The sequence below is a fragment of the Rhizobium tibeticum genome, from assembly GCF_900110205.1.
In the GTDB taxonomy this organism is placed as follows: domain Bacteria; phylum Pseudomonadota; class Alphaproteobacteria; order Rhizobiales; family Rhizobiaceae; genus Rhizobium; species Rhizobium tibeticum.
Genome location: NZ_FOCV01000039.1, coordinates 19,435 through 43,462, shown reverse-complemented (window position 1 = coordinate 43,462; position 24,028 = coordinate 19,435). Strand labels below are relative to the sequence as shown.

Below are 24,028 nucleotides of genomic sequence, written 5' to 3'. Positions count from 1 at the left end.
CGGCCATTAAAGCGCGTTGGGTCTGCGAGCAGGCTCATCAGCAGATGAAGGAAGAACTCGGCCTCGATCACTTCGAAGGCCGATCATGGCAAGGCCTCCATCGACACGCACTGATGACGATGATCGCTTATGCCTTCCTGCAGCATCAGCGCCTATCCAAGGCAAAGCGGGAAAAAAAGGAACAGGCCCGGCCCGCCTAAACCAACGCTGCCAGCTATCCGGCGCGCCGTCATAGCCGCGCTCTCAAACCACCATCCACCACAACGATGTCCACACTGCCGTATCAGGTTCCAAATGACCCCAAAATCAATTCTGCCAAAGTAGTGCTAGGCTCAGGACTCATTGATTAGAGCCAGAAGATGACGGCTGCTGCGATGCAGATGGCTGAGAAGAATGTGTGTGCGCATCGGTCGTAGCGTGTGGCGATGCGGCGCCAGTCCTTGAGCTTGGCGAAAAGGTTCTCGATCCTGTGGCGCTGGCGATAGAGTGCCTTGTCGTAGGGATAGGGGATTTTGCGGCTACGGCTCGACGGGATGCAGGGCTCGATGCCTTTTGCGACGAGCGCCTGGCGGAACGCGGCGCTGTCGTAGCCTCGATCGGCGATGAGGGCCTTGGCCGGCGGCAGCGCGTCGAGCACGAGGCTTGCGCCCTTGTGATCGCTCATCTGGCCTTCCGAGAGCAGCATGAGGATGGGGCGGCCTTCGCCGTCGCAGACGGTGTGGAGCTTGGAGTTCAGTCCGCCCTTGGTGCGCCCGATACGACGGGGAAGAGCCCCTTTTTGAGCAGGCTCGCCGCCGTGCGATGCGCCTTCAAATGCGTCGCGTCGATCATGTCCGCTCCGGCTTCGGCCCTTCGCCGGCGAGCCCGGCGAAGATGCGGTCGAAGACGCCGAGCCGGCTCCAGCGGATGAAGCGGTTGTACAGCGTCTTGTGCGGGCCATAGGCCCTGGGCGCGTCCTTCCACTGCAGGCCGTTGCGGATCACGTAAACGATCCCGCTCACCACCCGCCGGTCATCGACGCGCGGCACGCCATGCGACAACGGAAAATACGCCTCGATCCGCGCCATCTGGCGCTCGCTTAGCAGAAACTCATCCATCACGGCATCCTCCCAGACACCGTGAATCACATCTCAAACCAAATTAATAGGGCCTGAGCCTAGACGCCGAACTTTTCTCCGACCGATGAGCCGACTGACCTCGCAGCGAGCGTAAATGCTCATCTCACGAAGGTCGGTTATTCCTCGGATGAGGGACACTTCGCGTTTGTGTTCGTCAGAAAGGAAGGTATCGAAATAGAACGGATCAAGCGATCACACGAACTCGACTTCTTTGGCAATCGCGAGCTGCCAGCGGAGATTTCCAATCCGCTCCCTCACAGCTTTTCCTAAGCGGATTGCGTGAGTGGGCCGTTCGCTGTAGTCACGAAGATAAAGTTTCGCGTCCAGAAATTTCCACTGAATGCGACCGGGCGACCCTTCATTCAGCCCGCTGTTCCGCCGTGCCATCCGCCCCCCGAGCCGGGACAGCAAATCAGCAGCGCCCCGTCAGGAGCATCAACCCTATCGGTAACATTTTGCTTGAGGCAATGCGGGGGTCAATTCCTCGCTTCGCTTGACAGGGAGAGATTGAGCGCACTGTTGATCAGTCCGACATGACTGAACGCTTGAGGGAAGTTTCCAACCATCCGCTCGGCATGAGGATCGTACTCCTCCGCCAGGAGGCCGACGTCGTTGCAAAGTGACAGCAACCTTTCGAAGAGACGCCGAGCGTCGTCCCTTCGGCCGATCAAGACAAGCGCGTCGACCAGCCAAAAGCTGCATGCAAGGAATGCACCTTCCCCAGGTGGCAGTCCGTCGTCCACTTCACGGGTCTCGTACCGGAGCAAGAGGCCGTCGCGCAGGAGCTTGTGTTGGATGGCCTCGACGGTGGCGATGTAGCGCGGGTCCTCGGGAGGAAGGAATCCAACCATGCCAATTTGCAGCAGGCTGGCGTCGAGAGCCTTGGAGCCGTAGGCCTGAACGAAGCAGCCAAGCTCGGCGTCGAATGCCTTTCGGCAGACCTCTTCGTGAATTTGATCGGCCACGGCTTGCCAATGCAAGGTAGCCTCTGGATTGCCTTCGTCTCGCGCAGTCGTCGCCGCACGGTCGAAAGCGACCCATGCCATGACCTTCGAATATGTGAAATGCTGGCGGTGACCGCGCACCTCCCAAATCCCTTCGTCCGGTTCTGTCCATATCTTCTCTAGGAAGGGAAGAATGGCGGCCGCGAGCTCGCGCCCGCGGCGGTGAGCCGGCAGTCCTCCCTTGCGCGCTCGCAGCATGGCGTCGGCGACTTCGCCATAGACGTCGAGCTGAACCTGTTCCGAGGCTGCGTTGCCGATCCGGACCGGGCGAGATCCTTCGTAACCCGGAAGCCAAGGGACCTCCCACTCGAGCAGGTTCCGCTCGCCCGCTACACCGTACATGATCTGCATCTGTGCAGGGGCGCCCGCGACAGCTCGCAAAAGCCAGTCGCGCCATGCGCCGGCTTCCTCGTAGTAGCCGAGCTTCATGAGCGCGAGAAGCGTCAGCGTGGCGCCACGAAGCCAGCAATATCTGTAGTCCCAGTTCCGCGGTCCGCCGAGTTGTTCGGGGAGTGAGGTCGTCGCAGCGGCAACAATGCCGCCTGTGGGCATGTACGTCAGTGCCTTCAGCGTAATCAGAGATCGTTTGACCTGCGCCGTCCATCCGCCAACCTGCGGGCAGTTCTTCGCGAATGATCTCCAATAGGATTCGGTGTCCTCTAAGGCAGTATCGATGGACTTCGCGGCCGGCCGAGCCAAGTGCGACGGGTTCCATGTCAGCGTAAATGACTGCTGTTCCCCAGCGGAGACGGAAAACGTGCCCACGGTTCGCATCTCGTCCCCGTGCAGAGGAACGGACGACGTCAGGGTCAGCCTGTCGGGTCCGGCAATCGCTGTGATGGTGCCGTCCTCGCCGCTGGTTACCCATGGCACGGTTCGGCCGTAGCCGAAGCGAAGGACGAATTCCAGGTCGAACGTCAAGGTGCCGCTCTTGCCCTCGACGAGACGCATCAGATCGCTTGTACTGTCGCGCAAGGGCATGAAGTCGCAAACCACCGCGGTACCGGTTTCGGTCTTGAACTCCGTCTCGAGAACGAGCGTGTCCTCCCTGTAATGGCGTTTTACCACATTGGTTCTCGCTCGCAGGTCTGATCGACCAGTGACCATGGCCTTCGTTGCCAAGGAGGGCGGCGAAGCAGGCAGGAGAGTCGAAGCGCGGAAAGCAAAGCCAGTCGATCGATCCATCCTTCGACACAAGCGCGGCGGTCTCGCGGATGACCAGAGGATGGTTACAATGCGTCGACCGTTTCTCATTGAAGCGGTCATTTGACTTCGACTCAGACCGCGTCCAGAGCACAAAAGTCCGCCTTGGCTCTGTCCCGACTTCTAAAACTGCCCGTAGAAGGCCGAGTGAGCAGCATAGGAAATGCTCCAAGCTCTCGTCGAGCGACCGCTTTGGGCGGCTGATAGCGGAAGGCGGCCTTGGCCGGATTGCGCGACAAAAGGGGGACGGCGCCGCCGTCGCAGAACTTCTGGAGCTTCGCACCCTGAGCTAATTTACTCCGTGAACATAGCGAGTGGTGCCGTGGCGTGTTAGGTGTTGGACTTGGATCAAGCCCAGCATTCACCTGAACACCTAGCAAAGGACAGATGCCATGGGAGACCAGATACGCCCGCTGCAACCAGGGGAATACGCACCCGCATTCGCGCTTCCCTCGGCAAATCAAGAAGGAACGGTTTCTCTCGCCAGCCTCCACGGTCACCCGTTTCTGATCGCCTTCTTCCGCGGGTTGCACTGTCCGTTCTGCCGGCGTCAAGTGGGACAGCTCGGCGGCTTACAGCCTGCCCTGCACGCGGCGGGGGTGGAAACCGTTGCCGTGATCAACACGCCGGTGGAGCGCGCCCGCATGTATTTTGGGCACCGGCCGACGCCGGCCTTGCTCCTATGTGACCAGGATTGCTCCACGCACCGGGCCTTCGGCGTACCGCGCGCCGAGTTCCTGCCCGAGGACAGCCGCGAGCAGCCTGCATGGCCCTATCGGGCAAGCATGGCGCAATTCGAAGCAGCTCGCATTAACCCTACGGGCGAATTGCCGGAAGCGCTACATCCAATGGCGGCCAATCCCGTACTCAACGCCCAGGACGGCTTCGAGCTTAATGAAGCCGATCGTGCGATCCTCGCTAGCCACCCCACACAACTTGTCGGGCACTTCCTCATCGACGCCGACGGCATCGTTCGCTGGGTGCAAATTGAAGCGCGCGACGGGCCGAACAGCCTCTCCATCTTTCCAAACGCGGCGGAGATGCTCGCCGCTGCCGGCAGCCTGCGACACTGAAGGCGTCGCATCTTGCGTTTTTGAAACATGACCTAGCCAGCATGCTGCCCGACATTCGTCAGGCGTGTTTGCACGTGATCAGCCGGGGATGACTATGATGGCTGATGGCATGGATTACAGGGCAAACAACCGATGAAGCGCTCCAGGATGGGAACGACTAAGCGGGTGGGATCGACAATCGTCTGTCCTGTCTCCCGGTCGAGGAGCTCGCCATATGCGGTCAGGTCTCGCCCGCTCCTTGGCCAATTCGGCTGCCTCCTGCGGAGACATGGCTTATTCCAGGCCGATTTCGGCAGGATCAGGAATGGTCTGTGCCAAAATCTCCTGGATGTTCTTCCGCCGCGGCGGCGACATCTCCGGCGCCGCGGCGAGTGACGCAGCAATCACTGCTCTTAAGCGAGTGCCGGTCGGCAACAGCTTTTCTTCGATATGCACCTGTCGATCGCCGGGCGGTGCACCTTCGGACGCAGCGAGCGCCGATGTCGTTTTCCGGCCTGCGCTGGCTGTCGGCTTTGCCCGAATGCTGCGCGCCACCTTCGTGGGTGCTGTCTTGGCATTCGACGCCGTCGCTGCCTCTATGTTCGAGATCGGTGCCTGAGGGTAGCTCTTCTCGGAAATAAGATCTGACGCTTCATCATATCCAACGGTGGTGGCGGGGACCGGAAGCATCGCTGCGAACTCCGCTGCCGGAACTTCGACCGGATTTTCCTCCGCATATTTTGCCGCACTTCTGAACGGTTCGCTGACGTGATAGAGAAGCTTTGTCCGGAAGATCGGACGCTCACCCTCGACCAACAGGATGAGGTGATCCTCCGGCATCTGCCGAACCTCCTGCGGCATCATCAGGTCTCGTTCGCGAATTTGCTCGACCTTGGTGCGACGCGGCAGGCCCATCAGTTCCAGTGTCCGGGATTCCGATTGGTAGCGAATGGTTCGCTTGCCAAGCGCGCGTGAAGCGTATTCCGCGGTCCCCTGATCGTTGGCGCCAAGAATGAGTTGAAGACCACAATTGCCGAGAAGCGAATGCCGCGCAGTTTCCCCGTAGATCTCATCGAGGTTTCTAAGATCCTGAATGATGAAGGCCATCTTGATGTTGTAGCCGGCCACATAGGGCAGCTTGTTCATGATCTCGTCCATCTTCTTCAGCTGGCGGAATCCGTCGAGCAGGAAATAGACGGGAAGGGCACTCGAGTTATGCTCGCGCGTCAGCAAGTCCATCGTCTGCTGCACGAAGAGCGTCAGCAGCGGCCTCAGGATCGTCATGTAGGTGATATTCGGCGCCAGATATATCGTGACCGGCCGGCGCTGCAGTGACGCCAGATCGATATCGGTCACGGTGGTGGCAGCGACGACGCGTTCGTTGCGGAAAGGCGCCAGAGCTTTCTGAATATCGAGAAGGGCAGAGCGCGCTGCTCTTTCGTTCAGGGTGATATAGGCGTTGAAGCTCTCGGTCGTGAATCGGGAGAGATAGGGCTCGTTCTCCTTGATCAGCTTCATCAGGACCTGCAGATCGATGCCCGAGTTGAGGAAGCTATTGACCTCGCCGAGATTGCGGCGGTTCTTGTAATGCGGGCTTTCCAGCACGTAGCTGATGACGCCGGCGATTACCTGCTGGGCAATACCCTGCCAGATGGCGTTTTCCGAACCCATCGTTTCGGGAATGAGGATACTTGCCATGTTCTGCAGGTCGAGCGTGCGGCTACCACGATCGGTCCGCACAAAATCCAGCGGGTTCCAGCGGTGCGTCTTCGCCGATCCCGGCGAGAACTGGTAGACGCGATTGCCGATGCTCGCCCGGTAGCCGGCAGTGTGCTCGAATATTTCGCCTTTCAAATCCGTGACGATCATCGAGCCCTTGTGCACCAGAGCATTTGGAATGACATAACCGACACCCTTGCCGGAGCGTGTTGGACCGATTACCAGATGATGGCGGTCATCCTTGCGGCGAAGAATTTTGCGTCCGACGCGGCCGAAGACATGTCCATCCTTCCGAAACCAGCCCCCACGTCGCAGCGACGCCATGTCCTGAAAAGCGGCATCTCCCAGCGGGTTTGCGGGACGACGCAGTCCGAATGCGGCCGCAGCAGCTGCGACGAAAATCGCTGGACCCAAAGATCCGATTGCCACCAGTCGCAACGGCCGGCTGTTCGAGTAGGCGACGAATTGCTGGATTGGCGCCAAGGGATTGGTGGTCGTCATCAAATGCAGAATTCGACCATCCTTCCAGACAAGCAGCAGGATCAGGCTGTAACTCATCATCCAGACGGCTGCGGCGATCAGCACGCAGAACAGCAGATAGATCGAAAGATAAGATCGGCTCATGGCGCGCGCCGGGCATAGTAGATCTCCGATACGCCGCGCCGGCCGCCGTCACGGCGCAGCTGGATCACCACCGGTATCACCATGCGGATGTAGGACATCAGATCCGGCTTCGAATAGCCCGACGACAGCCCCGCCTGCATCATCATCATGGCGAGCTGCTCATGGGCCCCCATGGGCGTATCGGCGTGCACGGTCGACATGCTGCCGGGATGACCTGTGTTGATGGCGCGCAGGAACGCGAAGGCCTCGGCCCCGCGGATCTCCCCGACGAATAGCCGATCCGGCCGCATGCGCAACGATGCCTCGAGCAGCGATTGGATTGTCACATGCGCCGTCCCCTGATCGCCACGCGATGCGACCAGATGGACGCTGTTGCGATGAGGCGGGAAGAGTTCACGTGTGTCTTCGAGCGTCAGGATGCGTTCGTGCACGTCGATGCTCTTGAGGCAGGCGTTGAGAAAGGTCGTCTTGCCGGTGGACGTGCCGCCGCTGATCAGGATCGACACGCGTTCACGGACGGCCGTCTCGATAAAGTCGTGGATGCGGTCCGCCTTCAGGAGCGCGACAAGCCTCTGCTCGGTCCCGCTCAATCCGCCGACGGTGACGGAAACCTTATCGAGCGCGCCGCTATCGCGAAACTGCGCCAGCGTGAAATCGCTGATCACCTGCTTGCGGATCGAGATGGCGCCGCCATCAGGAGCAGCCGGCGGAAGAATGATCTGGATACGCTCGCCGCTCGGTAGCGCGGCACTGAGCAGTGGATTGATGCGGCTGATGAACTGATTGCTCGTGGCGGCCACCCGCTCGCCGATATGTTCGATCTCGGTCCCCGTCAGGGCCGGGATTTCTTGAAACTCCATATGCGGTGAACCGAGACGCTCGATGAACACCTCGCCCGGCCGATTGATGGAAATCTCGACGACTTTCGGATCGGCCAGAAACTCCGCCAGCGGTGATAGCGCCCGCTTCAGGAAATAATGCGGATCATTGCCTGACGCCGCGACCCGTGCCAAGGCCTCGCTCATGCTTGATCTCCTTCATAGCTTCCTCGACCGGATCCGGATACATGGCGGAGAAGTCGAGATCCTGGCGGACATAGACGAAGATGCGCTCACCCTGGTGGACGCTGATCGTCGGCGGAATTTTGAGGTTCTCTCCGAGCGCCTGATTGGCCATGTCGGAGAAAGTCTGAGCGATGGTCTTGCGAGCCAGGTCGGCGGCGCGTTGGGAATCAGATTCGCCATTGCTACTGTTACTAGTGCTATATTGCCCACTGCCGTAGCCGGTGAGATAGGATGAGCCAGCACCGACAATGGAGAGCAGGATGGCCGAGCCGAAACGCTCGCGCCATTTGTTGTCGACGATACCGGTGAGGCCGGACCGGCCGAGGCTGTCGGTGCCGATGCTGTTCAGCCGAACGGAAACGCCGTCGTCGCGCAGGAGCCGTGTCCAAATGACGAAGATGCGCTTCTGCCCACGGATCATATCGGACTGGTATTCGCCAATCAGCCGCGTTCCCGTCGGAATGAGGATCCGACGGCCATCGAAGGAATAGACGTCCTGGGAAGTGATGGCGCGGATCTGACCGGGGAGGTCGCTGTTGATGGCAGTTTCAAGAATCCCGGGGATCAGCGTGCCCTCGGGGATCATGGCATCCAGCCGCCCGATCTGACGCGCCTTGGCCGAGCGATCGCCAATTGCCGAGGCCGTCGCCAGGAACTTGCTGTTGCGATCCTCACCCGCCACAGTCGGTGCACCCTCCGCAGCGGCACCGGTCAGCGAGCCGTCTCCGCTGTCGGCCTTGGCGGAGTCTGTAACAATCTGCTTCGAGAGAAATCGCTTCGGGAATTCCTCGGCGGCTGTTGCTTCTGTTCAGCGGTTTCGACGGCGACGGGCGGAGGCGGAACATTAAATTCCGTGATATCCGAATGGTCTTCTTTCTCTTCTTTCGGCGGCTCGGGAAGCTGGATGATATTCTCGGCCGGTTTCTGCTCGGGATTGCGATCCTCACGGAGAAAAGACGGCGGCCGGAAGGTGGTCGTGGAAAATTCTTCGTCACCCTGAAGGACATCCAATGGATGCTTTTGCGGTGCGAAGACGATCACATAAGCGAGTGCTGCCCCCCCGAGCAACAGCGCAGCACCGCCGATGAGCTGTTTGCGCCGAGCACCCTGATCGCGCACTTCAGTCTCGTCCGCAGCCAACATCGCCTCGAGTTCGGGCGATCGTTTCATCCGTTGCCGCTCCTTCTTCGCATTGTCGCCTTGTCATCGGGCGCTGGCCCCATGATAGCTGGATCCGGGGCGCCGAAATCGGGCTTTCTGAGATTGAAGATGCAGGTCCACTGGTTCCCGTCGCGCAGCGTGTATTGTGTCGCGGTTCCGTCGACGACGATGTAGTCGCCCTCGCGCCGGAAATTGCGCAGGGTCTCGGTGAAGTCCGCGTTGACGGCAAAGATCGCCGGTACTCTGGCGCCGAATTTGAAGAAGGTCTTTTTACCATCATCGAAGACCATCAGTGGCTTCAGCCGGCCATCGCCGGAAAAGGAATAGTCGATGTTGACGTTGGCCTTCTCGATGCCTGAGATGTTCGGGTAGCCGGCGCGGGCTTCCGCCTCTTGTCGAAGTGAGGCATTGAGGGCCTTGTCGGGATAGATGAAGCGAATGCCGAAGACCTGTTTGTTGTCCTCCGGCGCATAGTCGTTAAGCTCGAGATAGTAGATGCGCTTCGTCGTCACGACATTCATGTTGGTCGCGACGTTCTTCGCCTTCGGCTTGACGAAGAGGATGTTGCCCTTGTCGGTCGGTACCACGTCCCAACTGTCCGTATCGCCGACGGCGATCGTTTCGAACTTCTCGTCTTCGTCGAAGATGATCATCGTCGAGACGCCGTAGGTCGCGAAGACACGTACGACGTTGTTCGCCTGATAGACGACGCTGGTGACGCGAGGGTCGAGACGGCCCGCCAATGGCGTCTCGGCGCCTGCGGCGCTGTCGGCGCTGTTAAGAGCTATGACGGCAATGGCAAAGAGAAGCGGTTTGATCACTGGCCGCTCCCCGTCACCGTTTCCTGGTCGCGGCGATAGTCATAGGCCTGGAAGCCCAGAGGGTTCTCGAAGCGCCACTCGTTGGTCGCCGGCGTGTCGGTGTAGCGATAGCGAACCACCGCGATCCAGTGGTTGGTAACGGAATCGGTGTCGGAGAGCTCCGTCGTCGAAAAACGAACGATGCCGGTGGAGTTGTTCGGGAAGGTGACAGAAGCGATCTCGGTGTTGATGCGCTTGTTCTTGCCGTAAACCTTGGCCGGGTTCTTAGGATTGGTGGCGCTGTAGAGGTCCTGCAGGTCACGCGCCGCATTGCCGGTCGACAGCAGTGCCGCTATGCCAAAATTCTGTTCGATGGCATAGGGATCGTACCCCTCGCGAGCGCGAATGTATCGGACGATATTCGCCTGGGTGACCGCCTGCTGTTCCGTGATGTTCGTCGGTCGCGTGAGACCGGTCTTCACCTCGATATAGCCGGTGCTCTTGTCGACTTCGACGATGTAGGGCTCGAAGCTTTTGAGCGGCACGAGCATGGCGAGGGCGAGCAAGCTCAACAGCGTAATGCCACCGAACGTCGTTGTGACGAACCACGCAAGCGTGCGCGAGCGCTTCGCCTTTTTGACGATCTCCTGCTCCCAGATATCGCCGCTCTGATAATAGGTCCGTAGATTGAGGTCGTTGGAATCAGCCATGACAAATGTCTTTCGGAAACGGTTCCAGTCAGGTTGGCGTGCTGTTCTGGGTGATGCGTGATTGCATGGCGGAGCGCGTGCCGGAGGCATCGTCGTCACCGCCATTTCGGGCGCGCTCGCTCAGGCCCCGCCCGGCCTGGTAGGCGGCACGCCCAACGCTGAGAGCGGCCTTACCGGCCGTAAGCGGTACCCTTACGCCGGCAAAGCGGGCAATGTTGGTCGCCGCGTTGCCGATGCCTGCAGCGATCCCGCCGGCGATGCCGTGGGCCAGCGACTGGATGTAGAGCATCACGAAGCCGCCCGCGATGCAGAGCAACAGGAAGCCGGCGATATCGGCGAGTGTGAGGGTTCTAGAACCACTGGCTGCGTCGATCTTCGATAGTTCAGGATTCATGGCAGCGATCAGGAATGCGGCAATGACGTAGATGAACAGCGGGATCAGGGCGTAGGTGAGCAGCTGATTGAACCAGCCAACGCCATAACCGCGCGTTCTCTCGAACAGCATGCAGCTGATGAAGATAGGAGAGGTTGCGATCAGCACCCAAAGCATCACCTTTGCCAGGATGAGAATGGCAAGGGCGATCGCAATGAAGACGCCGGCGCCGACCATGATAATGACGCCGATCATACTTGGCAGGACGGTGAAGTAGCCGGACTGTTCGGCAAGGGCCGAGGCCGCCTCGTTGGCGGTGCGCCAGATCATCGACATGCCATTGGTCGGCTCGGTAATTCCGGTGCCGGATGCTGCCAGGATCGCGCGGCCGACATCCTCGGGCGTGTCGTTGATCCAGCGGTAGAACAGGTTGTTGAAGTTGCCCCACGAGCTGACCAGGGTAAGGATGATCATCATACGCACGATGCGTGCGACGATTTCGCCGACGCCGAGGCGGGCTGTGCCCATGACAAGCTGCAGCCCGTACCAGGCGACATAAACGACGAACAACGTCTGCAGCAGCGGCATGATCTCGTTGCCGACGATCGTATAGGCTTTCTCCGAGAAGCTGGTCCCGGAATTCTCGATGCGCTCGAGCAGATCACCGAGAAAGTCCTGCATTGGCGCGTTCCTGTTGCTGATCCTGGTCCATCACGCCGATCGCCGCAAAGGCTGCGGCCGGATCGTTCACTCGTTGCATCGGCCCGCACTCATGCTTCGGATCGGCCGCAAAGGAGGTGAGATTGGCCGGACGCTTGCAGGGCGCCGTCTTTTCCTTGACGGTGCCGCAGCCGACCACGATTGCCACGACCAGAAGAGTGGCCGCGAAGCTTCCACACTTTGACATGTCAGTTCCCGAACGCGAGGGCCTTCTTGGTGTTTGAGATGTCGGTGAGACGCCGCTGGTTCTCAGCTTGCAGAGATGTGACGGCGCCATTCATGACGCCGATCATTTCGTTGAGCGTCAGGCCGGATTGAACCTGCAGCTGCGTGTTCTGATCGATCGAGCCCTTGATGTCTTGCGCTGTGCCGATCTGGGCCCCTGCCTGCTCGAAAGCGCTGCGTCGGCTCTTGATCGCCTGCTGTGACCCGTTGACGAGTGCCGATACCCCCAGAACCGTGTTCACCAGCTGTTCGTAGGACTTGTCGCCGGGTAAAGTGCTGTCTTCTTTGCCGGACAGCGATTTGACCAGTTGCAAACCGTTGATGAACACCGTGGCGCCCTTGGCAATGTCGCCGCCCATGCTGCCGAAGTTCAAAACGCCTTCTTTCAGGATGCTGTCGAAGGATGGGATCGCCGAGACGCTGAAGCCGCTGCCGATGGCAAGGTCTTTCAAGGGGGCCGCCGTGCTGCCGCGATCGCCGGTGACCGCTTTCAACGTGTCCTCGACGGTCGTCAGGATATTCTTGTTCGTGTCCAGGATCTGCCTAGTCGTTTCCGCGGTCTTTCTGGCGACCTCATAGTTGGTCCTGTCGATTACTGGCACGTCAGCCAACACGGCGGTTGGCAAGATGAGCAGCGCAGTGCCGCTTAGAACGATGGCTCTCATATCGATTCTCCTATCATTGCGGCTGCAGCATCAGCTCGACCTGATCCTCGTTTTCCCGTTTCTCGATGCAGGCCTTGTGCGCATCGCTCCAGACGAGGTTCTGGCTCGGATCGCAGAGACCGGCGACGTCCCGTGGCTTCTCATCGACCTCCTCATCGGCGGTGCTTCGCGACGAGCTGGAAAGATTGGCCGAGGACACAGCGTTGCGTGCGTTGACAAGATCGGCCATCGCCGTGCCGAGCTTGATGACATTGTTCATCATCTCGAGATTGGCGTTGCGCACTGTGGAATTATGGTCCCAGCTATCCTGGATGGTGCCGGTCTGAAGTTGACCGAGCTGCTGATACCAGCTCGAAACATTGGCAAGGCTGTCGCCCGTCGCCGCCGTGGTTCCCATCGCGTTCAATGTCGAGGAACGCATACCGGTATAGGCAATCTCGCCACCCCCGAAATTGAGAGGTATTCCGGATTTGTCGGAGCCGCCAAAAGCTGGCAGCCAATCCTGCGTGATGCTGCGGACGTAGCCCTGCGTCTCCTTGAACGGCGGAATGCCGCCATACTTGTTCACATTGCCAGGCCCGGCGTTGTAGGCAGCGAGCGCCAGCGAGACATTGTTATCGTAGCGGAGCAACTGCTGCCTATAGTACCGCGCGCCACCGTGCAGGTTTTCCTCGATATTGTTCTCGTTGACGCCGAGCTGGGCCGCTGTCCCCGGCATGAGCTGCGCCAGGCCCGTGGCGCCGGCACTGGATTTGGCACATGGATTGAAGCGGCTCTCCTGGTAGACCAGCGCGAGCAACTGGTTCTCATCGAGGCGTTCCTCGCGGGCGACGCGCCGTACGAGGCCGGATATTTCAGGATTGGCGTTCGCCGCACCAACCGGATCATTGCTGCGGCCCGGCCGGTAGACCGAGCATGTCACCGAGGTATGGATCGTGTGGCGATCGTGATCGGTATCCTCGATGTCATCAGTCGTCTTGTCGCGCTCCTGGCGCTCGCGGAGATTGGTATCATCGATCACCGGAACGTTGGCTATCGCGACGCCTGCATCAAAGCCGATCAGCAACAGGGTCAGGACCGAGACGGGCAGGGGGCCTCGGCTCATGTGCCATCCTCCCAGCCACAAAAGGCGGGGAGCCATGCGCGGGCATCATCGCCGTGGATCTCGCGAAGCCTCGCGCATTCCCCGATCGTTTCCTTCCGTCCCGACAGAACCTTGATCAGATCAGGCATCGAGCTGAGATCGAGCCTGGCAATCACGCTGTCATGGCCGTGCTTGATCAGGAAGGCCCGCTTCTCCGGCGGAGTATTACGGATGAAGTTGAACTCCTTCACCGTCAGTCCGAACCGGCCGATATAGCTTTCCTCATCCGCCCGGGGATTGGGGAAATGGATATTGGTCGCCGATTGTTCGATAAGGGTATGCGCCGCTGGCGAGCGGACGATGTCGGCGGCCGATTGCGTTCCGAACCCGACGATGCCGTTCAGCTTTCGGATCGTCTTCGCCTTGTCGATGATGAAGTCGCTGAAGGTTTGATCCCTCAATAACCGCCAGCCTTCATCCATGAAGATCATCACGGGCGCGCCATCGAATAACTCATCGAGGCGGTGGTAGATGTACATCAGCGCTGGCGTGCGCACCTCGTCATTGTCGAGGATGCTGGTCATGTCGAAGCCGAAGGCGCGTCGACCGGAAAAGGACAGAACATCATGGCGGGCGTTGAACAGCCAAGCCTTCTCGCCATCTATCCATGGCCTTAGACGCGAATGCAGGTCGTTGGGATCAGCGCGCGATCGGCCGGTCAGTAGACCGGAGAGGTTTGCAAGATTGCGCTCTGCGGCCGGCTCCCGCATCAGCCGCACGATGGCGCGCTCGAGCACGTCCTCTTCTTGTTGATCGAAGTCGCCACCATCGCCACGCCGCAGCATCGTTTTGAGGAGGCGCAGGAGGAATTCGCGGTTCTCGCCGATGTTCTCAAGCTGCAGGGGATTAAAACCTGTCTGCGTTCCCGGGGTGAGCACCTCATAGGTGCCGTTGATCGCCCGGATGAAAATTTCAGCACCCCGGTCTTTGTCAAAGAACACAGCCTTCGGCGTCGGTCGCACACGGAACGCCTGGGCGAGCAGGAAGGTCAGCGCCACGGTCTTGCCTGAACCCGTCGGGCCGGTCACCAGGAAATGGCCGATATCGCGCTGATGGAAGTTGAACCGGTAGGGCGTCTGGCTGGTCGTTTCCAGGATGGTGATGGGACTTCCCCAGTGCAGGCCCTCGCTCTGGCCGGACGCGAAATTATGCATCGACGAGAGGCCGGAGAAATTGGCGCTCGACAACATCGCTTTTCGGGCGATGTAGGCATGGTTGCCTGGAAGCTGGGCCCAGAAGCCCGCCTCGGCGTTCAGATCTTCGCGCAGCCAGTTGATGTTCATGTCGGTCAAGCAGGCGCCGAGGTCGGACACCGCCTTGTTGATGCCATCGAGGTCTCGCGAAAGGCAAAGCAGGGAGAGATGATGGAAACCGAACACCGCTTCCTGATTCAGCAGGCTGTTCAGCGCGAAATCGATATCGTTTTCGACATCGCTGCCGGCCTCATCGGAGGCGCCGATCTGCCGCTTCAGGCGGGTGATGCGCTCTTGGGCGACCGGCTTGTCGGCGATCGTAAAGGACTGGGTGAGGATGAACTCGTGGTTCACCTAAAGGAGCCCATCGAGCATGCCGGGACCGGTGAAGGGGGGATATTCCTTGATGGAGAGCATCGCGCCATAGCGGTTATCGTCAGGCGTCGCGCCCTGAGCCTGTAATGTTCGCCTCGAAAAGTGCAGTCGTGAGGTGCCGACGTAGTTGGCGATGCCCATCCTGGGCAGGCGCATCTTCCGCGGGATGCCACAGGTCAAAATGGTGTTCAGGAACTCCAGCGGCTCCGAATAGGGCTCGCCGGCGCGGTAGACGACGCCGAGTGCCCGGGCGCCGTACTTGCGAAGATCGCGCACAATGTTTTCCGTCAGCTCCTCGAGCTCGCCGACCGCTTCGCGCAGTTGCTGGTTACGCAAATCGCTGCCCGCTGTACGATCCAGGAGGCGCCGCAGCTTGTCGCCGATCGCAAGCGGGCCACGCATGCCCGAGCGAACAATGGTGAGATAGAGTTCGTTCGCAAACAGTCGCTTTTGGGTAAGTGCTGCCATGTAGCGGCGGTTAAGAGCAGCACAGAATGGGTCCTCGTACGCGCCCTCCTGAGCGGCATCAATCTGGCGGCGGATCACCGTCGACCAGATTGAAAAGCGGCTCGATCCGAGCGCCCTGATCATCGTGTTCTGGACTGCCGAGCGCATGTTGAGCTCGGCCTGATCCTCTGTCTGGAAGAAGAGGCCGTCGAGTTTGATGACACTCATCAGCGCGCCATCGGCGAGGTTGACGACCGTATCCGCCACATGCCTGAGATAGGGGATGTGTTTCGATATCGGTCGTTCGCGGCCGCCGATGACGCCGAAACCGAGCTCTTCGCGCACGACCTTCAGCATCGTTCAAGGCCCATAGGAATTGCCGCCCCAGAAGACCTTGTTCGGCGTTCGCGGCGTCAATCGTGTTGAGACTTGAAGGACGTCCAGAATACGAGCGTCCCAGGTGCAAAGGGTGAAAAGAGCCAGATAGGCGATCGGGGCGGTCAGCAACGCCCACAGACTGTTGGTGGCAAGCCAGGCGATGATCATGAGACCCATGACGATGATGGCCGCCATGTACGGCACCCCCCACAAGGTCGGCGAGCGCGTCAGACCAATGATCAACGGGGTGAGGATCGGCTTTGTGACGTTGGGCTCGGCCATGACTTACTGCCCGACAACGGATATCAGTGCATCGACGATGCCCGGCCCCCCAAAGACGAGACCGATGCCGAGTGCAACGCCGCCAACGAGGAACCAGCTGAGGCGACCGGCAAAGGCGAGGAAGCCCATCGAAATTACCGCGATGATCGCGCACAACCTTCCAAAGGGTCCGGTGATGAAGTCGACGATCGCCTGCATCACGGCCTGAAGCGGTGCGAAGGCCTGGCTCGTTTGCTGCGCCATCGCCAAATCGGCGGTGAAAAACTGGGCTGTCGCAACGAGCGAGCAGATTGTCACGATGCGGAGCACCCGGGATTGTCGGAAAGTATCAGGGATCGTCATGTCCTTCTCCTCATGCCACTAGAATTGCATCACGCCGCCAACGAACTTGGCCGTCGTGGTTGCACCGATGACGCTATTGCTTTGAGTTAATGATCGTTCGCCGTCGCCCGACGACTGCAGCGTGGCGCCCTTCACGCGGAGCGGTTGGAGCCCAAGCTGATAGTTCAGGATGGCCGCGACATAGGCGACAGTCTCGGGGTAGGGCGGCACACCGTGATGGTCGTAGATCGGCTGTTCACCGGCATTGTAGGCGGCTGCCGCAAGCAGCGGGTTGCCGAACTGGTCAATGAGCGAGCGGAGATAGCGGACACCACCGTCGATGTTCGAGACGGGATCGCAGACATCGCGCACGCCGTAGCGCTGCGCCGTCGCCGGCATGAGCTGCATTGTGCCGCGCGCACCCTTTGGGCTGTTGCGGACCTGGTCGAATCTGCTTTCGGCCCAGGCGATCGCGGTTGCGAGGCCGCGGTCAACGCCGTGCCGATCTGCCGAGGCGGCGACCAAATCACGGATCGCCGCCGGGCCAAGCGGTGACGCCCCGCAACGGCTAGTCGACAACTGACCATTACTCAGATCGTTATGCTCATCGTCAACGGTTTTGTCTGTTTGCGTGTTATCTCGGCGCCTGAGAGCGACAGCGATGTTCGAGTCAGCTATACTCTTGTAGTAATACGAAAGATCGAGGTTTGCGCTGCCGAAAATTCCGTCTCCCCCGATCGAAAACTCTTGTTTTTCGTCCGCCTGCAGATGTGAGGAAACTTGGTCCGGCGCAGTTCCAAGGTTCCGTTTTTCGTTTGAAAAACGGCTGAAATCAAATAATTTCAGTTCGTTCGCCTTGACGCCAGTCACGATATTGGCAGTCAGTGCCATCGTCGCTGCGGAAAAAAGTATGCCCTTCATTGCGCGCCCTTCATCCAGAACTACGCTCGACAAAAGCGGTTGTCGTTTCCTAAGAAACCCACTAGGCTAATCAAAAAGCATGACTCAATACGTTATGTGTTACATCGAAAATGCTGATTGTGGAAGCCCAAAAAGAAACTTTTGCGCGAGAGCTTCAGTGATGACGATTTTAGTAAAGTTCCGGCGGTGGGCTTACAACCTGGCTGTGGTCGCAGCGGCGGCAATGCCATCATCGCCGGCTTTAGCCACGGGGATGGTCGACGAGGCCTATGTGAAATCGCTTGCAGCGCCTGGGAAGACGGTCCTGGTCATCGAGTACTACGACGGCAATCGGAAGGTCGTCGCCCGACAGGGTTTTGCCTCGGCCAGCGGTTTTAGAGCCGCGTCACCGACCGACATCCGCGTTGACGATAGGGTCACGCTGCATCTCTATGGCGTCGAACCGTGCGCCGGCGAAATGGTAAACCGCCAAGAGAATTTCGCCGGTCGCTGTGAGGAATTCGCGCGGACCGAGCTCGAGATCCTGCTGAAGAACCCCAAGGTGCTGTTCTGCCGTGCCTTTGTCACGGAGCAGCATGCGCCGAGCCAGGATGTCACCTGTTTTGGCTACTACAATATTCCGGGGGCGCTCGACACTGTCGCAAACCTTGAGGAACAGCTCGTTTCGCTCGGCGCACTGAGGCTCGCGAAAAAGCCGGACGGATCGCTGATGCGGCCCGATCTTGCCGAGGCGGAAAAGATCGGCCGTGGCGGCTTCGGGATGTGGGCCGATCCGAGGGTGCAAGGGCAATGAGGGGCCGGCTCATGTTCCTGGCTGGTATCGTTTGGCTCGCCTTCACGCAGGCTGCCCATGCCACGCCGGTGGAGTATTTCGAACTGCGAGAAGGAGCCGTGCTCGAAAGCGGTGATACCTGGTCCCTCCACGGGCAGCGATACCGCCTCTACGGCGTTCAATCCTGCCTCCGCGGCACGGTTTTCACCAACAACGTCGGTGTGAAGCAGGACTGCGGCGGCGCGTCACTCGCCGTCCTTGTCGCCTTTATCAGGGATACGCATCCGTCCTGTGCTCCAATCGCCAAGGCATCCTCGATCACCTACGTCGTGTGCTTTGCGACGATCGCGGGCGAGCGACTGGATCTTGGGACCATGCTGATTGCCGAGGGCTACGCATTTGCTGCACTCGATGCCCGTGGACTTCCCATCAACACCGTCTATTCAGTCGCAGAACAGCAGGCGAGGAACCGCAAGGTCGGCCTCTGGCAATTTCCGGACATAGCGCATCCGGCCATCCTGCTCGGTCGCGCCGCGAAGAGCGATCAGGAGAGGTCAAAATGAGGCGTTCTGTCGCTGTCGCCGCGCTTCTACTGATCTCGGTCACATATCCGGGCAAGAGCGCTGATCTCGTGGAGAGTTCCAGGGCAAACGAAGCCTTCAGCGCCACGCGAGACGTTCCGCCGATAACGGGAAGAGCGTCGGTCATCAGCGGAGACACACTTTGGTTCCCGCAGCTCGGAGTAAGGGTGCGGCTCGATAGCATCGATGCCTGCCCGCTGCCACAGTGGGCCTTTGATCCGACAGCTTCGGGGAGGATGCCCCTACCGGCGCCGATACCATGCGGCGCTCTGGCGAAGGCCTGGCTGAAGCGAATGGTCGGCAACTCCGTCGTCATTTGCGCCCCTTCGCGTTATCGCGCAGCCGGCGAACAGACAGCCAGATGCGAGGCGCGCGGCCGGGATCTTGCTCTTGAAATGCTTCGCGTCGGATGGGCGCGCACGCTCGTGCCGACGGATCCCGAGTACAGCGCCGCACAGCGATATGCCCGCTCAGCCCGATACGGGCTCTGGGGCACCTATGTGCTCGACATGGTGGAATGGCGGCGAAACGCCATCGACCAAACCACCAGACGTCGCCCAATCGCCGATTGGAATATTCTAGCCGAGCGTAAGCGCGAGCTTACACCGCCGTTTGCGGATTGGCGCAACAGACAGCGCAGGACGGACCGATGACGAGGAGACATCGATGAGGCAGATCCTGATAATTCTTCTTGCACTTTCCATGTTCGGCCTCCGACACCACCACGGCCAAGCGAGCGATTGGGGCTGTGAGGTGTTGCTGTGTGCGGCCTCGAATAGCCCCTCCTGGCATGGCGTTGAATCCTGCCATCCGCCGATGGAGCGATTGATCGCAGCGATGAAACGCCCCGGCTTCTCCTGGCCGACGTGCCCCGAAGGCGGGGCCGGAAAGCCCGGCTATGAGCGGTATGCCGATTGCCCGACAGGTTGGCAGCCAGCCATAGGCGATCAAACGGATAGTCATGGGCGCTCTAAGGAGCTGTCGCGCTGCAGCCGGACCATCAGGATTTGCAGCGGGCGCACGCCATGGCGTTTCGATAGCGATCGCCAAAAAACCGAGCGTGATGGCGTTACCCGGGAGTATTCAGGGCGAAATGGCTGCGAATATCGCGAGTATGTCGACCGGCAGCTGCGGGCGCAGCCGTATTATCTCGATATCAACAGCGCGCAGGATGGCACTACGGAACGGCACTATTTTGACCTGAGGCATTGAGACGCTGCAAAACATCATTCAGCTAAAAGAAGCGCTCGACCGACTTGAGAATTGTGTCGAGACATTCGGCATCAAAGCTCGCGCCGGTGGCGGCGACAAAACTCGCCAAGTATATGAGCTTCTCGCGGGCCTCAGGTTCATTCCTTGGTGACCAGGCAATGATGTCAATCCTCAGCCGTCGCTCTTCGGTGCTGAGCTCGCCTATGTCCGTGCGTGTATGGTCTCGCCGCAATGCCTCGCATGGGTTACGGCCAAGCAAGACGACGAGGGAGCGATGACGCGAAATCAGAGTGGCGAGTTGCGGTCGAAGATCGTCTGCCATTTCTTGACCTGTGCTCCTATTTCTGTTGCCGGCGTCCACGGTAGCCAGATGCAGTGAGGGTGATGTAAGAGGGAGGTAGGACAATGATAGGCTGCCTTTAATGACGACAAAATTTGACAAGTACGTCGAGGACAAACGGCTCGTTGAGACGACCGATCCGGAGATCGATAAAGCTATCTATCGTGGTCCCGGCTTCGAAGGGCCCGAACTTGGCGAGCTCGATCGCCGCATTTCCGAAGCGCTCCGGCAGGCGCGCGACGCGACCGGGTTGACCAGGGCTGAGGTGGCGCCGTTTCTCGGCCTGCACGAGCAAGTCTACGGCCGCTACGAGCGCAACGAGACGAAGATGCACGTCACCCGGCTCATCCATCTGAGCGAAGTTCTGGATTTTTCACCAATTGACTTCATCATGGCAGCCGCTCCATATCGGTTTGGAAAGACACCCTCCGAGGCGGACAAGCGCCGAAAGCTCATCAAAGTGATCGAGTCGCTTCCCGCTGACGCGGTGGAGTCACTTTTGGCGCTCGTAGAAGCCATGACCAAACTGCGCCCGCGCGAAGAATAGAGCATCGCCGGCGTGCGTTGCAGAAGATATGGGAACAGTGAATTCGCTTCTTAGTGGTTATACCATCCCATCCCATGACGGATCGCGATCGATGGCTTTCTCAAATTAGTCATTGGCCTCAAAACTAGCCAAAAGCGCGATGAATTTCGGCCTCATCTTTTTCGGAACAGACAAGAAGGCATCGACAAGGCGCTGACCCTCCTCGGTCGCGACAAATTCCTCGCGCAGGAGCGCTTTCTGGCTCAGTCCTGCATTATCTGTGCTGGATGGTGTGGGCAGGCTCTCGAAGAAATATGTAATCGGAACGCCGAGTATCTGCGCGACCTGATAGAGAATCGAGGAACTGACCCGATTGGCGCCGCGCTCGTACTTCTGGATCTGCTGAAACGAGACGCCGACGGCAACGCCGAGGGCAGTTTGGGAGATCCGAAGTTGCTGGCGCCGCTTCTTGATCCGCCTTCCGACTTCTGTATCAACGATATGCCCGTCGCTAGTTTTGTCCTTCGAATCCGCACCGAACCGGTTGGTCTTGACCGAAATAATATGCTGCATAAAAGCGCTCCCGCTGGCCAGATCATCTGGCAACCAGAAGCCGGGGAGTTCGAAATGCCGTTGATTACCAGCCCCCGTGGACCTTAGCGCGAACGCCTCTTGCATACTCCACGGGCTCCCCGACCGATCATGGTCGCGAAGTAGTCGCCTAAAGCGCACAACAATCAAAATGGGGTTTCGACGCCCCAAGACGGATGTCCGTCTAAGTTGTATCATATCAAGCCATTTCACGTTTGCAAAGAACTTTAAGACGATGTCTTAACATGGGAGTGGTTTGAACCGCTTAATCCGGCCGGTGCCGCCGGGTTTCCAACACGACCATTCGCAAAAGATACCGGACGAAATAGAGGTCATTGTTCGGTGGGTAACGGCGGCAAATCTCCTCGACAGCTTTGAGCAGAGCCGACGTTTCGTCATGCACCGTCGTAAGAACAAAGCGATGGGCGTCGGCTGCACCCATTAGCGATTTGCTGCGACGGGCCATAGTCGGCCTCCCTTTTATGCCGCGGCTGGGGACCGTTCCGCGATCGATTCACGCGCGCCGCTCCATGAAAGCAGCGTGCCGCACACCCCGTACGTTCTCCGGTGTTGGTGAAGAAGGTTAAGCGAGATTTCGGCCGACGCCAGCGTTACAGGTCTATCGCGCTCGAGCGGCAGGCTTGCCAGGGCGCGCACCAAATAGCCTCTGCGCCTCATCATTTCGACAAGCGGCGTATAGGTCACAAATAGGATTTGTCGTGCGCCGAGATGAAGCAGACATTCGAGCACGCCGGTCATCAATAGGTCGGACGCGTTCACTCCAGCGATTGGCGGTGCATTGAGGGCCGTGGCGCATCTTGTCCATTCGTATACTTGCGGCCCCTTAGGAAGGTTGATGCGAAGCGCGTCAGCCACTTCGCCGGCGAAGTGTGGAGCGATTGTCGGGACGAGTCTTGAGTATCCAATGACTTCGCCGTGAAGCGCTAGGACGGCATGCACCACCGAAGGCGTATCGAAGCGGTCGCGTTCGCGGCGATCTTTGCGGCGCAGCTCCTCCCACCCTAACTGTTCGACAAACCGCAGATGCCGGAATGCCCAAACGCGCTCCGTGAGCTCGGGATCCTCGTGCTCGAATAGTATTCGCAACATATGACTACCTCCGTGTGCATGCCAAAAGGATGCAACCGGGGATCAGCGAAATCTATTCGTAAAATGTCGTAATTTTAGCGTTGCCAACCCTGGCGGAACGCTTCGGCAATGAGTTGAGCCCTGTTCACGGCTGAGAGCTTCTTCTGAAGGTTCCGGATATGAGCCTGCACTGTACGCTGCGATCGCCCGGTGAACTCGCCAATCTCCCGGTCAGTTTTTCCTGCCGCACACAGGCTCAGGAATTCGCTTTCGCGTTTTGTGATGAAGATCTCCGGCAGAATACGATGGGAGGGCGCTGTCCATCCGAGCAAACGCGCGTGGGCAGTGGAAGCAACAATCGAAAGAAGCTGGACTTCTAGCGGTTCCATAGGTTCGCGCGTCCCGGCGACAGAAAAGAGTCCATTAACACCGACTCGCGAATACAGAGGAATTGTGAGCCCGTCGACCAGGCCAAATTCTCCGGCCTCACTCATAATTTTCCTAGCTTTAGAACTCAGTACACGGTTGTCCAGCGCCTTAGACCACAAAGCCGGCTGGCCGGTCTGCCGCACGTAGTGGGCAACAGGATCGGCGTGGATATAGTTGAGTGCAAGATAACGTTCGAACCAGCCGCGGGGCCATCGCTCCCATATGAAGTAGGAGTCAAGACGCTCGTGAGGCAAGGGCAGAAATGCCATGGCAAAATGGTTCATTCCCAGATGACAAGTCACTCGTTCGACGGCTCCGGCGAGCTCGGCTTTGTCTCGTGCTTTTTCGCCGGCGGCCAGAAACTCAAAAAGGATGTTCATCAGGAACTGTTCCACGAAAGCAATCCTTCCCTGAAAGAGCGCTACCCAGCGCGATCGGCGGCGCGGGACCGACGGCAGGGCGACCATTGATAAGGCTCATTGGTTGTAAAGACAATAGCTACTACCCAGATTTGTATGCGGAGGCAGCGGCGGAATAAAGTGAGGCTCGCAATGACGCTTGCGCTAATGGTTGCAGGGCATGACCGCCCGGCACAGGTCTAGGCGATGATCTCGTCAAGCATTGCTGTCATGGGCTTATCGGCAATCGCCCTTTGGCACTCCATCCTTCCGCAGGGCCGGTGCCCCGTGGTGTCGCCGGTCTGGCAGAGCAGAAACCGAGCCGGCACGTTCATGGAAGGGATGCGGTACGTTAGTCCGCCCAAAGCGGAAGTTGCGTTAACCCGAAGATTTGCTTGCCTACAGCGTCAGGCGAGAACTTAAGCGCAGTCCTATGGCGGCGGGATGAGAAGCACGCTTAACCAATTGTTTTGCATCCTCCCCGAAAGAAACCATCCCCTCAATGGCTTCCTTGTCGGACACTGCAATATATCCCAGTCCAGACATCCGCACACGTCTCGTAGTTGGCAGGCCGGATCGCTCCAGCCCTCA

Annotated in this window: 25 protein-coding genes and 4 pseudogenes; 7 read left to right on the top strand and 22 right to left on the bottom strand. The window is 59.2% G+C overall.

From position 1 onward, the window contains the following. Nucleotides 1-197 (top strand): annotated as a pseudogene (locus BSG20_RS29125) (transposase); the annotation flags it as partial. 149 nt (nucleotides 198-346) lie between these two features. Here BSG20_RS29125 and BSG20_RS29120 read toward each other — a convergent pair. Both BSG20_RS29120 and BSG20_RS29115 read right to left on the bottom strand, forming a co-directional pair. Then, nucleotides 347-1,100: pseudogene (locus BSG20_RS29120) on the bottom strand (IS5 family transposase). Nucleotides 1,101-1,594: 494 nt separating this feature from the next. Further along, nucleotides 1,595-3,344 (bottom strand): annotated as a pseudogene (locus BSG20_RS29115) (glycoside hydrolase family 15 protein). Between the two features lie 373 nt (nucleotides 3,345-3,717). Here BSG20_RS29115 and BSG20_RS29110 point away from each other — a divergent pair. Continuing rightward, nucleotides 3,718-4,398, top strand: a complete 681-nt coding sequence (locus BSG20_RS29110) for a peroxiredoxin-like family protein (RefSeq protein WP_072380991.1) — start codon at nucleotides 3,718-3,720, stop codon at nucleotides 4,396-4,398. Nucleotides 4,399-4,490: 92 nt separating this feature from the next. Here the strand turns inward: BSG20_RS29110 and BSG20_RS38990 are convergent, their stop codons facing one another. From BSG20_RS38990 to BSG20_RS29040, 15 genes and pseudogenes are all read right to left on the bottom strand, one after another. After that, nucleotides 4,491-4,781, bottom strand: a complete 291-nt coding sequence (locus BSG20_RS38990) for a DUF2274 domain-containing protein (protein ID WP_072380989.1) — start codon at nucleotides 4,779-4,781, stop codon at nucleotides 4,491-4,493. After that, complete coding sequence (locus tag BSG20_RS29100) at nucleotides 4,672-6,720, bottom strand: type IV secretory system conjugative DNA transfer family protein (RefSeq protein WP_072380987.1); 2,049 nt, start codon at nucleotides 6,718-6,720, stop codon at nucleotides 4,672-4,674. The genes BSG20_RS38990 and BSG20_RS29100 overlap by 110 nt, the downstream gene beginning before the upstream one ends. Continuing rightward, on the bottom strand, nucleotides 6,717-7,745 hold the full coding sequence (gene virB11, locus BSG20_RS29095; RefSeq protein WP_072380985.1) for a P-type DNA transfer ATPase VirB11: 1,029 nt from the start codon (nucleotides 7,743-7,745) through the stop codon (nucleotides 6,717-6,719). The genes BSG20_RS29100 and virB11 overlap by 4 nt, the downstream gene beginning before the upstream one ends. Continuing rightward, nucleotides 7,705-8,466, bottom strand: a complete 762-nt coding sequence (virB10, locus tag BSG20_RS38985) for a type IV secretion system protein VirB10 (RefSeq protein WP_420884133.1) — start codon at nucleotides 8,464-8,466, stop codon at nucleotides 7,705-7,707. Before virB10 ends, virB11 begins: the two co-directional genes overlap by 41 nt. 29 nt (nucleotides 8,467-8,495) lie before the next feature. Continuing rightward, a complete protein-coding gene (locus BSG20_RS38980; protein ID WP_420884132.1) occupies nucleotides 8,496-8,927 on the bottom strand; it encodes a hypothetical protein in 432 nt (143 codons plus the stop codon). Between the two features lie 23 nt (nucleotides 8,928-8,950). Next, nucleotides 8,951-9,766, bottom strand: a complete 816-nt coding sequence (locus tag BSG20_RS29085; protein WP_072380983.1) for a TrbG/VirB9 family P-type conjugative transfer protein — start codon at nucleotides 9,764-9,766, stop codon at nucleotides 8,951-8,953. Continuing rightward, complete coding sequence (locus BSG20_RS29080; protein ID WP_072380981.1) at nucleotides 9,763-10,455, bottom strand: VirB8 family type IV secretion system protein; 693 nt, start codon at nucleotides 10,453-10,455, stop codon at nucleotides 9,763-9,765. Before BSG20_RS29080 ends, BSG20_RS29085 begins: the two co-directional genes overlap by 4 nt. A gap of 28 nt (nucleotides 10,456-10,483) precedes the next feature. Further along, the gene (locus tag BSG20_RS29075; RefSeq protein WP_072380979.1) at nucleotides 10,484-11,509 is read right to left on the bottom strand and encodes a TrbL/VirB6 family protein; all 1,026 of its coding nucleotides are present in this window, start codon (nucleotides 11,507-11,509) and stop codon (nucleotides 10,484-10,486) included. Continuing rightward, nucleotides 11,490-11,735 (bottom strand): hypothetical protein, encoded by a 246-nt coding sequence (locus BSG20_RS29070; RefSeq protein ID WP_072380977.1) that lies wholly within the window; start codon nucleotides 11,733-11,735, stop codon nucleotides 11,490-11,492. The genes BSG20_RS29075 and BSG20_RS29070 overlap by 20 nt, the downstream gene beginning before the upstream one ends. 1 nt (nucleotide 11,736) lies before the next feature. Beyond that, nucleotides 11,737-12,438 (bottom strand): type IV secretion system protein, encoded by a 702-nt coding sequence (locus BSG20_RS29065; RefSeq protein ID WP_072380975.1) that lies wholly within the window; start codon nucleotides 12,436-12,438, stop codon nucleotides 11,737-11,739. Nucleotides 12,439-12,451: 13 nt separating this feature from the next. Next, the gene (locus BSG20_RS29060; RefSeq protein WP_072380973.1) at nucleotides 12,452-13,543 is read right to left on the bottom strand and encodes a lytic transglycosylase domain-containing protein; all 1,092 of its coding nucleotides are present in this window, start codon (nucleotides 13,541-13,543) and stop codon (nucleotides 12,452-12,454) included. After that, nucleotides 13,540-15,954: pseudogene (locus tag BSG20_RS29055) on the bottom strand (VirB4 family type IV secretion/conjugal transfer ATPase). Before BSG20_RS29055 ends, BSG20_RS29060 begins: the two are co-directional and overlap by 4 nt. A 3-nt stretch (nucleotides 15,955-15,957) precedes the next feature. Then, on the bottom strand, nucleotides 15,958-16,257 hold the full coding sequence (locus BSG20_RS29050; protein ID WP_072380971.1) for a VirB3 family type IV secretion system protein: 300 nt from the start codon (nucleotides 16,255-16,257) through the stop codon (nucleotides 15,958-15,960). A gap of 3 nt (nucleotides 16,258-16,260) precedes the next feature. Then, a complete protein-coding gene (locus BSG20_RS29045; protein WP_072380969.1) occupies nucleotides 16,261-16,599 on the bottom strand; it encodes a TrbC/VirB2 family type IV secretion system protein in 339 nt (112 codons plus the stop codon). An 18-nt stretch (nucleotides 16,600-16,617) separates the two neighbouring features. Then, nucleotides 16,618-17,499: a lytic transglycosylase domain-containing protein gene (locus tag BSG20_RS29040; RefSeq protein ID WP_072380967.1), complete on the bottom strand. Its 882-nt coding sequence runs from the start codon at nucleotides 17,497-17,499 to the stop codon at nucleotides 16,618-16,620. Nucleotides 17,500-17,722: 223 nt separating this feature from the next. Between BSG20_RS29040 and BSG20_RS29035 the strand changes: the two genes are divergently transcribed. From BSG20_RS29035 to BSG20_RS29020, 4 genes are read left to right on the top strand one after another with little or no spacing between them, the layout of a single operon-like run. Beyond that, complete coding sequence (locus tag BSG20_RS29035; protein ID WP_072380995.1) at nucleotides 17,723-18,292, top strand: hypothetical protein; 570 nt, start codon at nucleotides 17,723-17,725, stop codon at nucleotides 18,290-18,292. Then, nucleotides 18,289-18,834: a thermonuclease family protein gene (locus BSG20_RS29030; protein ID WP_072380965.1), complete on the top strand. Its 546-nt coding sequence runs from the start codon at nucleotides 18,289-18,291 to the stop codon at nucleotides 18,832-18,834. Before BSG20_RS29035 ends, BSG20_RS29030 begins: the two co-directional genes overlap by 4 nt. Then, on the top strand, nucleotides 18,831-19,505 hold the full coding sequence (locus tag BSG20_RS29025; RefSeq protein ID WP_072380963.1) for a thermonuclease family protein: 675 nt from the start codon (nucleotides 18,831-18,833) through the stop codon (nucleotides 19,503-19,505). Before BSG20_RS29030 ends, BSG20_RS29025 begins: the two co-directional genes overlap by 4 nt. 13 nt (nucleotides 19,506-19,518) lie before the next feature. Further along, complete coding sequence (locus tag BSG20_RS29020; protein WP_072380961.1) at nucleotides 19,519-20,064, top strand: hypothetical protein; 546 nt, start codon at nucleotides 19,519-19,521, stop codon at nucleotides 20,062-20,064. Nucleotides 20,065-20,086: 22 nt separating this feature from the next. On the opposite strand, the gene BSG20_RS29015 is transcribed toward BSG20_RS29020, so the two are convergent. Then, complete coding sequence (locus BSG20_RS29015; RefSeq protein WP_072380959.1) at nucleotides 20,087-20,386, bottom strand: hypothetical protein; 300 nt, start codon at nucleotides 20,384-20,386, stop codon at nucleotides 20,087-20,089. Nucleotides 20,387-20,486: 100 nt separating this feature from the next. Between BSG20_RS29015 and BSG20_RS29010 the strand changes: the two genes are divergently transcribed. Beyond that, nucleotides 20,487-20,951 carry a helix-turn-helix domain-containing protein gene (locus BSG20_RS29010; protein WP_072380957.1) on the top strand — a complete coding sequence of 155 codons (465 nt, stop codon included), beginning with the start codon at nucleotides 20,487-20,489 and terminating at the stop codon, nucleotides 20,949-20,951. 105 nt (nucleotides 20,952-21,056) lie between these two features. Here the strand turns inward: BSG20_RS29010 and BSG20_RS29005 are convergent, their stop codons facing one another. The 4 genes from BSG20_RS29005 to BSG20_RS28990 all read right to left on the bottom strand — a co-directional run bounded on the left by BSG20_RS29005 (nucleotide 21,057) and on the right by BSG20_RS28990 (nucleotide 23,434). Further along, entirely contained in the window at nucleotides 21,057-21,608 is a 552-nt protein-coding gene (locus BSG20_RS29005; RefSeq protein WP_244541465.1) for a helix-turn-helix domain-containing protein, read from the bottom strand. 178 nt (nucleotides 21,609-21,786) lie between these two features. Continuing rightward, a complete protein-coding gene (locus BSG20_RS29000) occupies nucleotides 21,787-21,987 on the bottom strand; it encodes a hypothetical protein (RefSeq protein ID WP_072380952.1) in 201 nt (66 codons plus the stop codon). Between the two features lie 14 nt (nucleotides 21,988-22,001). After that, nucleotides 22,002-22,631: an acyl-homoserine-lactone synthase gene (locus tag BSG20_RS28995; protein WP_072380950.1), complete on the bottom strand. Its 630-nt coding sequence runs from the start codon at nucleotides 22,629-22,631 to the stop codon at nucleotides 22,002-22,004. A 74-nt stretch (nucleotides 22,632-22,705) separates the two neighbouring features. After that, nucleotides 22,706-23,434 carry a helix-turn-helix transcriptional regulator gene (locus BSG20_RS28990; RefSeq protein ID WP_072380993.1) on the bottom strand — a complete coding sequence of 243 codons (729 nt, stop codon included), beginning with the start codon at nucleotides 23,432-23,434 and terminating at the stop codon, nucleotides 22,706-22,708. Between the last annotated feature and the right edge of the window lie 594 nt (nucleotides 23,435-24,028).